The organism is Pseudoalteromonas sp. bablab_jr010 (genome assembly GCF_016464105.1).
Lineage (GTDB): Bacteria > Pseudomonadota > Gammaproteobacteria > Enterobacterales > Alteromonadaceae > Pseudoalteromonas > Pseudoalteromonas simplex.
This window is the reverse complement of the sequence record NZ_JACDWV010000201.1, coordinates 263,941-278,421: the sequence shown is the minus strand read 5'-3', so window position 1 is coordinate 278,421 and position 14,481 is coordinate 263,941. Positions and strand designations below refer to the sequence as shown.

Sequence of the window (14,481 nt, the reverse complement as noted above, 5' to 3'; positions counted from 1 at the left end):
ATTTAAAAAGGAAGCAATGGATGCTTCCTTTTTTAGCAATTTAATTAAAGCAGTTGCGCTTTTTCATGATTAGCATGATAGAGTGAGAGCAGCTAGTATAAGAACGAATTTTCAAAGGTCATCCAGCCTCATGTTTAAAAAACTCCGTGGTATTTTTTCAAACGATCTATCGATCGACTTGGGTACAGCCAATACCCTAATTTACGTAAAAGAAGAAGGTATTGTATTAAACGAGCCTTCAGTTGTTGCTATTCGTCAAGAGCGTGCTGGTGGCCCTAAGAGCGTAGCATCTGTCGGTACCGAAGCTAAGCAAATGCTAGGTCGTACACCGGGTAACATCAAAGCGATTCGTCCAATGAAAGACGGTGTCATTGCTGACTTCTACGTGACCGAAAAAATGCTACAACACTTTATCAAGCAAGTGCATAACAACAACTTTATGCGCCCAAGCCCGCGTGTTCTTATCTGTGTGCCTTGTGGTGCAACACAAGTAGAAAAACGTGCGATTCGTGAGTCGGCTATGGGTGCCGGTGCTCGTGAAGTTTATCTAATCGAAGAGCCAATGGCTGCGGCTATCGGTGCTGGCCTACCAGTGTCTGAAGCAACCGGTTCAATGGTTGTTGATATCGGTGGTGGTACAACTGAAGTTGCCATTATTTCATTAAATGGTGTGGTTTACTCTTCATCTGTACGCATCGGTGGTGACAAATTTGATGAAGCTATCATTAACTATGTACGTCGTAACTTTGGTAGCTTAATTGGTGAAGCAACTGCCGAAAACATCAAACACCAAATCGGTTCGGCTTTCAAAACAGATGAGCCAATTGAAATTGAAGTACGTGGTCGCAACCTAGCGGAAGGTGTGCCGCGTTCATTCACCCTTAACTCGCACGAAATTTTAGAAGCACTGCAAGAGCCATTAATGGGTATTGTAAGCGCGGTAATGGTTGCTCTTGAGCAATCTCCACCAGAGCTTGCATCTGATATCTCTGCTCACGGTATGGTATTAACCGGTGGTGGTGCATTATTAAAGGATCTAGACCGTTTATTAATGGAAGAAACTGGTATCCCAGTTGTGGTTGCTGATGATCCATTAACCTGTGTTGCACGTGGCGGCGGTAAGGCACTAGAAATGATTGATATGCACGGTGGTGACGTATTTAGCTACGACTAATGAAGTTACTTTTTGGTCGTACCATCTCTTTGCAACTGCGGCTTTTTGTCGCAGTGCTTTTGAGTGTCGTGCTGATCGTGGGCGATCGCTACACGCAAGGTGGTACAACAATCCGCACCAGCCTAAACACTCTAGTTAGCCCACTCATTTACCTTGCCAACTTGCCGTATGAGCTATTTAGTATTGGCGCGAAGAACCTGCATACCCGCGAACAGCTTTTAACCGAAAACGAAGCATTAAAAAAGAAGCAGTTACTACAAAGCGAACAATTACAACAACTGCAATTTCTATCTCGTGAAAACGATAAATTACGTGCTTTACTCGGTTCATCGGCTAAACAATCAAACCGTAAAATTATTGCACAAGTCCTCTCTGTTCACTCAAATCCGTATAGCCACCAAGTGGTTATTAACCGTGGTACAACCGATGGCCTAAGCGAAGGCCAAGCTGTGATTGACGAAATGGGTGTAGTGGGGCAAATCACTCAAGTGGGGTCAACTACTTCGCGCGTACTGCTGATGACAGATACAACTCATGCCACACCTGTGCGTATTTTACGTAACGATGTGCGTACCGTGGTTGAGGGCATTGGTAAAATTAACGTGGTAAAGCTTTCGCATGTACCGCATAGCCTTGATGTTCGCATTGGCGATATTTTGGTTACGTCTGGTCTTGGTGGTACCTTCCCAGAGGGTTATCCGGTTGCCGTGGTGACCGAAATTAACCGCGATGAAGGGCGTCCTTTTGCGCAAGTTTATGCTGAGCCAATTGCGCAACTTGACCGTATTCGCTTATTGGTTGTGCTGTGGCGTAATCAGCAGGAGAGCATCAGCAATGAATAGTCGTCACTCTTTGCTGATTGCTATCAGTATCTTTTTTGCATTGGTAATGGCACTAATGCCGTTACCAATTTCGTTTGAGCCATACCGCCCAGATTGGGTGTTAATGGTATTAATGTATTGGTCGTTAGCGGTGCCGCACCGTCTAAATATTGGCACAGCCTGGGTCGTTGGTTTATTAATGGACCTTGCATCAGGTTCGCCACTCGGTGTGAACTCACTGACTTATTCGGTGTGTATATTTATCACTGCGAGTAACTTCCAAAAAATTAGAAACTTTTCTTTATGGCAGCAAAGCATTTTAATTGCTTTGTTTTTAACGCTTTACCACCTCATGCAATTTTGGCTTAACCACTTTTTAATGGGCGTTTATTTTAGCCCGCATTATATGTGGCCAGTGCTAACCGGCATGCTTTGTTGGTGGTGGATATTCTTAATTTTGCGTAAATATCGCCGTCATTTCAGGATTAGATAATGCAAACCGCAATTTATTTGGCGTCTGCATCACCGCGCCGAAAAGAGTTGCTCAGCCAACTTGGCGTTGAGTTTTCTCAATTTAGCGTTGATGCTGATGAAAGCCAATTCCCAAACGAAGCCCCGCGTGACTATGTAGAGCGCCTAGCCAAACTCAAAGCACAATCGGGCGTTGCTATGGGTTACACCGACCGCCCAGTACTTGGCAGCGATACCGTGGTTGTCATTGATGATACCGCACTTGGTAAGCCGCTAGACCAAGCTGATTTTACCGCCACCATGAAGCGCTTATCTGGCCGTACTCATCAAGTGATGACGGCTGTGGCAATTGCTGATAGTGAGCAAGTAAAAAGCTGCCTTGTTGTCACCGATGTTACATTTAAACCACTAAGCGATGCGGAAATTGATGCCTACTGGCATAGTGGTGAGCCGCAAGATAAAGCCGGTGGTTATGGCATTCAAGGCTTAGGTGGCCGCTTTGTGAGTCATCTTTCGGGTAGCTATTTTGCGGTTGTCGGCTTACCTTTATATGAGACAGAGCAGTTATTAAACGAATTTTTAAGAGGGTAACATGAGCACCGAATTACTGATCAACGTTACACCGAGCGAAAGTCGCGTTGCGCTTATCGAAAATGGCGTACTGCAAGAAATCCAATTAGAGCGAATTGGCAACCTTGGGATCGTGGGCAATATTTACCTAGGTAAAATCAGCCGCGTACTACCGGGTATGCAGGCTGCGTTTGTCGATATTGGCTTAGAGAAAGCCGCCTTTTTACATGCATCAGACATTGTAAACAGTGCCTCAATTGTAGAAGGCGTTGACGAACAGCCAATCAAAAAAGTACAAGATATTCGAGAGCTTGTGCGCCAAGGTCAACATATCATGGTGCAAGTGGTTAAAGACCCGCTAGGTACCAAGGGCGCGCGCTTAACAACCGATATCACGATTCCTTCTCGTTATTTAGTGTTTATGCCAGATGCAACACATGTAGGTGTAAGCCAGCGTATTGAAACCGAAGAAGAACGTTCGCGTTTAAAGAAAATTGTTGCTGAATATGGTGATGATGACGGCAGCTTTATTGTTCGTACCGCAGCAGAAGGTGCATCTGAAGCAGAGCTACGTCACGATGCGGAATTTTTAAAAAAGCTGTGGCAAAAAATCGTCACTAAGCGCAAAAAAACCAGTAAAGAAAGTATCTTGCATGAAGACTTAACACTGGCTTTTCGTACTCTACGTGACTACGTAGGTGAAGACATGGAGCGTATTCGTGTTGACTCAAAACTAACCTATCAAGAGCTTAAAGAATTTACTGAAGAATTTGTGCCGCTGTTATCGGGAGCATTAGAATACTACCCGGGTGAGCGACCTATTTTCGATTTATTCGATGTTGAAACCGAGATCCAAAAAGCACTACATCGTAAAGTTGAGCTTAAATCGGGAGGTTATTTAATTATCGACCAAACCGAAGCGATGACAACCGTTGATGTAAATACCGGTGCGTTTGTTGGCCATCGTAACCTCGAAGAGACCATTTTTAATACTAATATCGAAGCAACCTCAGCGATTGCTCGTCAGCTACGTTTACGTAATTTAGGCGGCATCATTATCATCGACTTTATCGATATGATTAGTGATGAGCACAAACGCCGAGTATTGCATTCACTTGAATCTGCGCTTGCAAAAGATCGTGCAAAAGCCAACATAAATGGCTTATCTGCACTAGGCTTAGTAGAGATGACCCGCAAACGCACCCGCGAAAGCTTGGAGCACATTCTTTGTGATGTGTGTCCAGCGTGTTCAGGGCGCGGCTCGCAAAAAACGGTCGAAACGGTTTGCTACGAAATCTTGCGTGAAATCGTGAGGGTAAACCGTGCCTATGCAGCTGATAAGTTCATGGTTTACGCATCGCCTTCGGTAAGTGAAGCATTGATCAATGATGAGTATCACAACCTTGCTGAGCTGGAACTATTTATTGGTAAGCAAGTCAGTATTCAAACAGAGAGTTTATACAACCAAGAACAGTTTGATGTGGTAATGATGTAATGAAGGCAAAAACGGTCTGCTTTTATTGTTTACGTAAGTTATGGCAAGTATTTGCTATTACTCTCGTACTGCTGGCCGTAATTGTCTCTGTGGTAAAGTATTCACTGCCATACGCGAATGACTATAAAGATGACATTGAAGCGTTTTTGTATGAACGTTTTGATGTAAATTTAGCGATTGGCTCAATCTCAGCCAGTTGGCAGGGGAAAGGACCTGCTTTAGTTATCGAAGATATTTCCTTTGAAGATAACCAAACCTCACCCATTGCACTCACCATTGATAAAGCGAGCCTTGAAGTTAACTTATGGGAATCTATAAAAACCCGTCAGCTTAAATCGAGCTACTTTGTGATCAATGGTTTTCATGCTGATGTCGATTTACCAACGATGCTTGATTTAGGCACTAATCAACAATCAGGTAACTTTGAGCAAAAAGAACTTATTGAAGGTTTGTTTCTTGGTGAAACAGGGCACTTTGCAGTGCAAGATAGTAGCCTTAACTTTATCCTCAATGATGGTAAAGAGCGTAAGCTCATTCTTGAAAACATTGTCTGGCAAAATACCCCTGAGCAACATCAAGGCTCAGGTACATTAGCGCTACCAGGAATTTCTGTTGGTAGCTTTGACGCCCGTATGGCATTGAATGGGTCGACCCTCGAAACCATGGCAGGTGATATCTATGTGCAAGCGGCGAACGTTGATGTATCTAAATGGCTGGCACAATATATTAATACCGACAAGCAGCAGCTTAATTCAGACATCAACTTACAAACTTGGTTTAGCCTTGATAAAGGCCTGATCAGCGATGTAAAAGTGCAGTGGCTACCGAGTTTTATCAACTGGCAACAAAACCAAGAAGCGCATCAAATTAGTTTAAGCGAAGGTGGTTTTCATTTATTTCCAAAGCAAGGTGGCTGGCGCTTAAAAAGCACCGGACTTACCTTTGAAAGCGATTTAAAACAATGGCCAACCTTACAATTTGAAGCTCAGCTTGGCGATAAAAATCAAATTTGGTTAAAGCAATTTGATTTTGCATTGCTGGCCAAGTTATCGCAGTTAAGTAACTTTGAAGTACTTGCCCCGTTTTTAGCTCGTCAACCCAATGGTCAGTTAAGTGATGCCTACCTTGAGTTAGGTCAGCAGGATAACTGGCAACTTTGGTTTCAGGGCGAACAAATTAATTGGCTGTCGCTGCAAGGTGTTCCGGGTGGGCAAGCTATCCGCGTTAATGGCTTAATTAATCAATCAGCTGGGCGAATTCAGCTTTATGGCGAGAATAATCAACTATTAACAAACGGCAGCTTTAGCCAAGATATTGCCTATAACCAATTAAATGTAGAACTAGACCTTCATCATTATGATGATGGCTGGCGCATTAGTAGCGATAATATTTGGCTTGATAACGACGAAGTAACTGTGGCTGCTGAGATGATGCTCAGCCTGACTGATGAACCGCGGTTAGATTTATATGCTGAAGCCTATGCCCCTGATGCCAAAGTCGCTGGGCATTATTTTCCGTTACCTGTCATGAGCAAAAGCCTTGTTAGCTACCTCAATGGAGCCATTAAAGGTGGCGAAGTAAATAAAGCGCAAGTGTTGTTCTCAGGGCCATTTAAAGGGTTTCCGTTCAAAGAGCAGCAAGGTCAATTTGAAGTGTTAGCGAATGTTGAAAACGCGAACTATAAGTTTTCACCAAGCTGGCCAGAAGTTGAAGATGCCAACGTCATTTTACATTTCGAAAATGAGCGCATGGATATCTATAGCAAGTCGGGCAAGCTGGTTAATCTAGTCCTTGGCGATAGCGTGCATGTCAGTATTGCCGATTTAATGAATGCAGATGTCTTAAAAGTTGCTATTAATAAACGCGCCCATGGCGATAAGCTTAATCCCTTCTTTTCTGCGACTCCGTTAGCAAAACCGTTAGCTGATGTATTTGAGGTAGTTCAAGCGAAAGGGGAAGCGCAGGCTGAAATTGAATTATTAGTAGATCTAGAATCTGGTCATGTTGATGCGATTGGTGAAGTTGAGTTAGCTAATATTCCGATTTACCTTGCACAGCCTGGGATCACACTTAATCACATGACCGGTATTGTTAAGTTTAACAACGATAAAATCGACTTAAAAAATGCCAAAGCAGATTGGATGGGTATGCCGCTCACTGCAAGTTATAACAGTGAAAGTGTGGCTGATAACTATCGCGCTGAAATTGCTATAAAGTTAGCGCTTGAAGCTGAGCCTTTAATTGAACAGGCCCATGGTTTACTGGCCGGTTACTTAAGCGGCCAAAGTGATGTAGATATTAATGTGTCGCTTAACTTTTTACCGAATGACTTTAATTACCGCGCCGATGTGAGTGGTAATTTAATCGGTGTGACTAGCCAACTACCTGCACCTTATAACAAAGGCGCAGAGCAGAAATGGCCATTAACTGCAGTGGTACAGGGCGACCGTATTTCTAATTTGATCACCGCAAATGTTGATGAGCAGTTATTTTTTAATGCGATTTTAGATAATGGCGAAAAGAAATTTAGTAATGCCCATTTAATTTTAGGTGCACAAGATTTAGGTTTGAACCGTGAAGGTTTTGCGGTATCTATTGATTTACCAGAAACCGAAATAGTGCCTTGGTTTGGCTTAATTGATCAAATTATTGCGCTTACCAAAGTTAAGTCAGATGCGCCAAGTGTGATGCCTGCATTCAACAACGTAACGGGCAAATTTAATAAACTGGCACTACACAATATCGACTTTAATGATTTTGAATTTCGCTTAGCGCCAAAACAATCAGATTTAGAGTTAAAGCTAAATGCTAAAGAATTACGTGCCGATGCACTGATCCCAACCGGTGAAACACGCAGACCAATTCAAATTTTTACTGACTATCTGCGTATTAATTTTAACGAAGTTGCAGAGCAAACAGAGCAAAGCACTGAACCTGAAGATTTAAGCTGGTTAACCCGAGTCCCAGCCATCGAGTTTAACTGTGAAGATTGTAAAGTCGCTGAGTATCAGCTCGATAAAATTAAAAGCAGCTTAGTTGGGGAGAACGATAAACTTTTGTTTACTGAGCTGGTCATCGACAAAGGCGATCACGTATTGCGCGGTAAAGGGCAATTTGCCGATGGGCAAACACGCTTTAGTGGTAACTTACAAAGTGACGATATTGGTGCGCTATTTGATGAGTTTGATATCACTACTACAGTAAAAGACTCTGACGCCAATATTAAGTTTGATCTTGCTTGGCAAGGCGCACCTTATAGCTTTGATGTACCAAGTTTAGCCGGTGAGTTAGATTGGCGTTTAGGTGAAGGACACCTTGCTGAGATCAGTGATGGTGGTGCGCGAGTATTCTCATTACTGAGTTTAGACTCGTTAGTGCGTAAGCTGAAACTGGACTTTAGAGATGTATTCTCCAAAGGCTTTTTCTATAACAGCATGCAAGGCACGATGCAGCTAGAAAAGGGCATTGCTTACACTCAAGATACCAAACTTGATGGTGTGCCTGCTGATTTAACGATTAAAGGCCATACAAACTTAAATACCTTTGAAATTGATTACGATCTAGCGGTTGCGCCGCAGGTAACGTCGAGTATTCCAGTGATTGTGGCATGGATGGTTAATCCGGTAAGTGGTCTTGCTGCGTTGGCAATCGACAAAGTGATTCACTCAGCGCGGGTGATCTCAGAGATCAACTTTAAAGTAACAGGCAGTATGAACGACCCTGTTGTCGAAGAAGTTGATCGTAAGAGCCGTGAAGTGACGTTACCGCAAGCCGCGCAAAGCCAGCCGCAGTCGTCGACGCAACTAAAATTAAAAGATGCCGCATCTTCAGCGAGTTTAGATAATAATGAAGGCTAATCCTCACCCACAGGTTGTTGCAGTACAAATGTGCTCAAGTATGAATGCTGAGCAAAATCTCGCTTTTTTAGCAGAGACATTGAATCAGTTACCTGCAACTCGGCCATTGCTAGTGTGTTTACCCGAAAGTTTTTTGATCTTTAGTAAGCAAAGCCAAGCAAGCTATCAATTAGGTCACCAAAGTGAGGCATATAAAGCGCAACTTGCCGATTTATGCAAGCAACATGATATTTGGTTAGCCGCTGGCACCCTGCCTGTTTCGCAGCAAAATGGTAAGTATTTAGCCGCCTCGTTTTTATTTAACAACCAAGGCGATGTGGTTGCGCAGTACAATAAAATTCATTTATTTGATGTAGATGTAGCCGACACTACCCGCAGTTACCGAGAGTCTGATGCGACGCAAGCAGGCAATGATATTGTGGTGGTCGACTCGCCATTTGGTAAAATTGGCTTAGCAGTATGTTATGATCTACGTTTTAGTGGCTTATTCACCGCCATGCAGCGCCAAGGGGCTGAGCTTATTTTAGTGCCCAGTGCCTTTACCACAGTCACCGGCGCTGCTCATTGGCATATTTTATTAGCTGCGCGGGCAATCGAAACACAATGCTATGTGGTTGCCGCAGCGCAGTGGGGCGAGCATGAAAATGGCCGCCACACATATGGCCACAGCATTATTATTTCACCATGGGGAGAAACGCTCAGTGAGCTTGCCTCTGGTACCGGGTTTATCAGCCATGAGCTTGATTTAAACCGCTTGAATACAATTCGCCAAGACATGCCTGTGCAGTCTCAGCAACGATTTAGAGAGCATTTATTATGAACACGGTTGAACAGCATTTATTACATGACAGCCAATTAACAAGAGAAGAATTAGAAAAAACGCTCGCTTTTATTCATCAGCACCAAGTTGACTATGCCGACCTGTATTTTCAATCGAGCCATCACGAATCTTGGGTGCTTGAAGACGGTTTAGTAAAAGAAGGCTCATACAACGTTGAGCGTGGTGTGGGTGTGCGTGCTGTTAGCGGTGAAAAAACCGGTTTTTCATACTCAGATGCGATTAACCTTGAAGCGTTAAACAAAGCAGCAACGGCTGCGCGTAGCATTGCCAATGCTGGCGAAAACAAAACAATTCAGGTGTTCAGTGATGTAGCTGCTAAAGAGCAGTATGCGCCGCATCAGCCAATTCAAAGCATGAGCAACGATGACAAAGTAAGCCTGCTACGTGAACTTGAAAACTATATTCGTCAATTAGCGCCGGATGCTGAGCAAGTGATCAGTTCAATGTCGGCGGTTTATGAAGAAGTGTTAATTGCTGCAAGTGATGGCACCTTTGCCACCGATATTCGCCCGCTTATTCGCTTAAACTGCTCAGTGTTACTTGAGAAGAACGGCCGTCGTGAGCGCGGTGGTGCAGGGGGCGGTGCGCGTTTAGATTATGGCTATTTTAAAGAGTTAGTCGATGGCAAACCGCGCTGGATGGAATACGCCGAAGAAGCTGTTCGCCAAGCAAAAGTAAACCTAGAAGCAATCGATGCACCTGCCGGTAGCATGGAAGTCGTGCTAGGCGCAGGTTGGCCGGGTGTGTTACTACACGAAGCGGTAGGCCATGGCCTAGAAGGTGACTTTAACCGTAAAGGCGCATCAGCGTTTAGCGGTAAAGTAGGTCAAAAGGTGGCATCTGAACTGTGTACAGTCGTGGATGATGGCACCATTGCTGATCGCCGTGGTTCATTGAACGTGGATGACGAAGGGACACCAGCTGCGTATAACGTGCTTATTGAAAACGGTATTTTAAAGGGCTACATGCAAGATAAGCTCAATGCCCGTTTGATGGGTGTTAACCCTACTGGTAACGCACGCCGTGAATCGTATGCTCATTTACCTATGCCGCGTATGACCAACACCTATATGTTAGGTGGCGAGCACAGCCAAGCTGATATCATCAGCTCAGTGAAAAAAGGTATCTTCGCGCCTAACTTTGGTGGCGGCCAAGTGGATATTACGTCAGGTAAGTTTGTATTTAGTGCCTCTGAAGCCTACTTAATTGAAAACGGTAAAATCACGCAACCTATCAAAGGCGCAACACTGATTGGCAATGGCCCAGAAGTGATGCAGCAAATTTCGATGGTAGGCAACGACTTAGCGCTTGATAAAGGCGTTGGCGTGTGTGGCAAAGATGGCCAAAGCGTACCTGTTGGTGTGGGTCAACCAAGCCTTAAAATTGATAACCTAACCGTGGGTGGTACGGCTTAATAATCCTCACTAATAGTTAAAATGAACGCGAGGGTAATCCCTCGCGTTTTTGTATTAGCCCAATAGCATCCATATACCCGCGGCTATCATAAATAGGTTTTCACTCAGAGAGATAAAGCCGAGCGGCACATTACTGTCGCCACCAACACAGGCACATTTCAGTTCTCGTTTATCGATATACACAGCCTTAATAACCGATATCGCACCTATACCACCAATAAATAATGAAAATGGTGCAACAGCTAAGGCGGGTAATTTAGCCACCATACCTATCGCTACATACGCCTCGATAAATGGATAAACATAGGCGTAGGGCACGACACGCATGGCTAGTAAGTCATAGGTAATAAATGAGTTAGAAAAGCTGAATAAGTCTTGCAGCTTTTGTATCGCTAATACCGCCATTGATAATGCCACGAACAGCATCAGATTTTGCATAGAAAATAAAGCTTCACCGCTGGCATAAGTAAAACCGCAGCTTAGTAGCATGGTCACTGTAAAAATCGCTAATACAGGCGTATAACTGGTACCTTGTTGACCTGCCTCGGGCAGATTAAAAAAGTCGCGCAAATCATCGTAACCGCCAATACGTTTATCATTGATAAAGGTTTGTGGTGTGGTTTTTACATCATGCTGCTGTTTGAATTCGTCAGTTTGCTCACGGCTGGTTAAGTGACGATCATCAACATCGTAACCATGACGTTCTAGTAAATCTTTTGATTTTAAACCAAATGGGCAAATATGCTCATCGGTCACCATGCGATATAAAATTGCAGACTTAGACACAGTGCCTCCTTGTAAAAATGCCTTGTTTACTGCGTAATAATTGCTTAATTACACAGTAAATAAGGGCAAATTCTTGCTATAACTGGTTACTTTATTAACAGTTACAAGGTTTATGCCAGTACTGTTTATTGCTTAGTTATGGTTAAAATAGCATCCATGACCGGATCGATACCTGCAAAGTAGTCTTTTGCAGAAAGCGTAATTGGCATATCCGGTGCTAACCAAATACGATGGTCTTCGGCACGGCTTTGCTGGTGGAATTGGCTCGAAATAAGGCCTGTTTGTTTACTGTATGGTAGATTAAACCAGCCTGCTTCTCCTGCCACATTAGGGCGGGTGCCTGATGATTCACCTACAAAAATCGCTGGCACTATATTGGCAATCTTAACTGCTACATCATGACCTGCCGAAAACGTATTGCGGCCAATTAATATAAATAACTTTCCTTGTGGCTTTAATACTTTAAAAAATGCGGCCGTTGCCACCAAAGGCGGGGTGAGCGAGCCATTACCACCACTGTTATGGCGAAGATCCAATACCAGATGCTCAATATCATCGTGTTTGATTTGTTCTTGTAGCTGCATGGCAAATTCAGTAAGGGTGAGATCTTTGCTATTACGCACATCATTGAATTGCACATACAGTAATTTATTTGTTTTGATTTGTTCGCTCCAAAACGGCGTATTGTTTTTTGCTAAGTATCTAAGCGTAGGGTGCTCAGCAAGTTTTGGTAACTTAGGAAAACCTGTAAATTGCATTGGTTTGAGCGCTGGTGTAACTGTGGTGATAGCGCCTTGTGGTGAGCTGAGCGTAAGTGTTACCTCGCTCCCTTTGCTAATGCCAAGCCCGTTTAGCACATCAAGCAAACTTAAATAATAGGGACCCAACCAAAGGGTTTGCATTTCATTATCGCGAGCATTAATACGTTTAGTTAACTCAAGAGCTTGCTGGGCTGGTGTATCGGCAAATGCCTCAACTTTATAGCCAACATATTGCTGGTAATCGCTACTTGCTTTGCTGATGTATAAACCGTCACTAAATTGATAAAACTGGAATGGTAGTTGCTGAAAGTTGCCTGTTTCACCCCATGCTGGGATCAATAGATTATGACCATTGCCAAGTAATGCAATTAGCTCCATAAACTGAAAAACAATTTGCTGATCGGTTAGAATAGGAATCGACTTATCAATCTCAGCTACTTTTTCTGCAAACTGTTGTGAGCTCATGTTTTGATACATTGCCACGTGTAAACGTTTGATCTCTGAAACTAAAAACGCTAAATCGGCGCGCCATTTTTGATCTCGATTGAGTTCAGTATCCAAATTATTACCTGCAAGTGATTTATAACTGGCTGATTGTGCAAAGCGTTCAAAGTAAGGGTTAATACCAGATTTAAATAAGCTGGTGCCAGCAAGTGTTGGGCGGTCATCCCATCTTGCTGCTAGTGCTTTTTTAAGCCAATACTCGGCTTGCTGTTGGTTATCAAGCTCTGCGTATGCCTCTGCAATTTTAACCATTAAATCGTTTGGGTTACTGGCCCCATTAGGAATGCCTTTTAAGCTAGTCCCAATTGCAAGTGCGCGTTGCAAAGCATTGCTGGCATTTTGGTAATCGGCCAATTGAAAATAACTGAGGCCAAGTACATACCAAGTATCGCCATCGTGTTGATATTCATTAATGAGCATTTTTGTGAGTTTATTCACCTGAGCCCAGTTTTGTTGTTTAGCAAATTCTATTGCTGCTGTTTTCGATTGAAAGTAAGCGATTGGATCGCTTGCACCAACACGACTTGGCTGCACTTTTAAAGCTTGGTTCGTCACCTCTAAAGAGTGATTCGTTGCTAAAGCAAAACCCGAAAAGTTTATTAATAGGCACAAAGTTAGTAGTAAAAAATAGGACTTGTACATCAGGAGTCTCAAAGTTGTTTTTTGTTTAAATTAGCGTTTGAGTTGTAAAAAAGCGTCCTAAAACAGGATTTAGGACGTTTTTTGTCTGTTTTATGAGCTAATTCTTTTGCGTTTGCTTCTTAAATTGACTCGGTGTTAATCCCGTTTCTTTTTTAAACACGGCATTAAAAGTCGATTTAGAATTAAAGCCTGCTTGAAATGCCAGCTCTATCAGGCTGAGTTTTTGAGGTGAGTCTTGCTCTATTTCGCGTTTAACATCATTCACTCTATGCTGGTTGATGTACTCACAAAAGTTGTTCCCCGTAGAGCTGTTAATAGCCCAAGATATTTCTTTACTACCGAGCCCGGTTTGATTTGCTAAGTCGTTTAGTGAGAGCCTAGGTTGTCGATAAAGCGATTCGTTAATAACCAAGTTATCAATGGTTGAGAAAATTTGCTGCGCTAGTTGCTCGTCAGCCGAATCAGTTTGTTCAGCTTCGGGTTCTTCAGGCAATGTGACTGGTTCGAATTGAAAGCTATTTTTGATGGTGTGAAACAACAAAAAGCTAAACATTAGCAGTAACAGTATTTCGTTTAATAAATACCAGTGCATCTTTAAATCGAGCGGCGTGATTGGTTGCATATTCATGCGCAGCAAATCAAATACGACAATAATGGCAAAAATAAATAATGCTTTGATCAGCCACTTTAATTTAAGGCTCTCAGCATCTGAGCGCGCATGCATAAGTTGTTTGTGATAGCGCTTTAAAATGCCATAAGCGAAGTAGAAATAACCAAGTTGACTGAGCGAACCAAGTAAAATGATCGCTTGCGTGTAGTGGGTAAAGGCCAAGGAAATAGCCGCAGGAATTAAGTGTACCGCGTAGTGTGATGTTTTAAAGGGCTGTTTACCTGTAATCGACAAGGTAAAAAAGTAAATCATAGGCCCATACAGTAATGTAAATGCAGGGGTAATTAAGTAACTAGAAAACCCTAACCCTTCTAGCAGGTTAAAGGCGCACACACAGCCTTGAAATGCAAACAGCAGCACCAAGGAACGACTTTGTTTTTGGCTATTAATTAATAATGCACCAAATAACATTTGGAACAGAAAGATACTCTGTACAAGGTGTACAGGGAATAAAGTGATTGATTGCAAAGTAGT

At 43.0% G+C, this 14,481-nt stretch carries 11 protein-coding genes; 8 read left to right on the top strand and 3 right to left on the bottom strand.

Annotated features, from left to right (window positions below; genetic code table 11):
- Window positions 1-130: 130 nt before the first annotated feature.
- The 8 genes from JIG37_RS21925 to tldD are packed head-to-tail and all read left to right on the top strand — an operon-like array spanning window position 131 to window position 10,644.
- Window positions 131-1,174, top strand: a complete 1,044-nt coding sequence (locus JIG37_RS21925) for a rod shape-determining protein (protein WP_054552787.1) — start codon at window positions 131-133, stop codon at window positions 1,172-1,174.
- Window positions 1,174-2,016, top strand: coding sequence for a rod shape-determining protein MreC (mreC, locus tag JIG37_RS21920; RefSeq protein WP_054552786.1), 843 nt, complete (start codon window positions 1,174-1,176; stop codon window positions 2,014-2,016). The genes JIG37_RS21925 and mreC overlap by 1 nt, the downstream gene beginning before the upstream one ends.
- Window positions 2,009-2,488 carry a rod shape-determining protein MreD gene (gene mreD, locus JIG37_RS21915; RefSeq protein ID WP_054552785.1) on the top strand — a complete coding sequence of 160 codons (480 nt, stop codon included), beginning with the start codon at window positions 2,009-2,011 and terminating at the stop codon, window positions 2,486-2,488. The genes mreC and mreD overlap by 8 nt, the downstream gene beginning before the upstream one ends.
- Complete coding sequence (locus tag JIG37_RS21910; RefSeq protein WP_138616160.1) at window positions 2,488-3,057, top strand: Maf family protein; 570 nt, start codon at window positions 2,488-2,490, stop codon at window positions 3,055-3,057. Before mreD ends, JIG37_RS21910 begins: the two co-directional genes overlap by 1 nt.
- Window position 3,058: 1 nt before the next feature.
- A complete protein-coding gene (gene rng / locus JIG37_RS21905; protein ID WP_138616162.1) occupies window positions 3,059-4,531 on the top strand; it encodes a ribonuclease G in 1,473 nt (490 codons plus the stop codon).
- On the top strand, window positions 4,531-8,388 hold the full coding sequence (locus JIG37_RS21900; protein WP_199530280.1) for a YhdP family protein: 3,858 nt from the start codon (window positions 4,531-4,533) through the stop codon (window positions 8,386-8,388). The genes rng and JIG37_RS21900 overlap by 1 nt, the downstream gene beginning before the upstream one ends.
- Window positions 8,378-9,208, top strand: a complete 831-nt coding sequence (locus JIG37_RS21895) for a carbon-nitrogen hydrolase family protein (RefSeq protein WP_187489759.1) — start codon at window positions 8,378-8,380, stop codon at window positions 9,206-9,208. The genes JIG37_RS21900 and JIG37_RS21895 overlap by 11 nt, the downstream gene beginning before the upstream one ends.
- Window positions 9,205-10,644 carry a metalloprotease TldD gene (tldD, locus tag JIG37_RS21890; RefSeq protein ID WP_055021391.1) on the top strand — a complete coding sequence of 480 codons (1,440 nt, stop codon included), beginning with the start codon at window positions 9,205-9,207 and terminating at the stop codon, window positions 10,642-10,644. The genes JIG37_RS21895 and tldD overlap by 4 nt, the downstream gene beginning before the upstream one ends.
- Window positions 10,645-10,698: 54 nt before the next feature.
- On the opposite strand, the gene JIG37_RS21885 is transcribed toward tldD, so the two are convergent.
- From JIG37_RS21885 to JIG37_RS21875, 3 genes are all read right to left on the bottom strand, one after another.
- Window positions 10,699-11,430 (bottom strand): glutaredoxin family protein, encoded by a 732-nt coding sequence (locus JIG37_RS21885; RefSeq protein ID WP_199530279.1) that lies wholly within the window; start codon window positions 11,428-11,430, stop codon window positions 10,699-10,701.
- A 125-nt stretch (window positions 11,431-11,555) separates the two neighbouring features.
- A complete protein-coding gene (locus JIG37_RS21880; protein ID WP_199530278.1) occupies window positions 11,556-13,229 on the bottom strand; it encodes a hypothetical protein in 1,674 nt (557 codons plus the stop codon).
- Between the two features lie 205 nt (window positions 13,230-13,434).
- Window positions 13,435-14,475 (bottom strand): helix-turn-helix domain-containing protein, encoded by a 1,041-nt coding sequence (locus JIG37_RS21875; RefSeq protein ID WP_199530277.1) that lies wholly within the window; start codon window positions 14,473-14,475, stop codon window positions 13,435-13,437.
- Window positions 14,476-14,481: the final 6 nt, after the last annotated feature.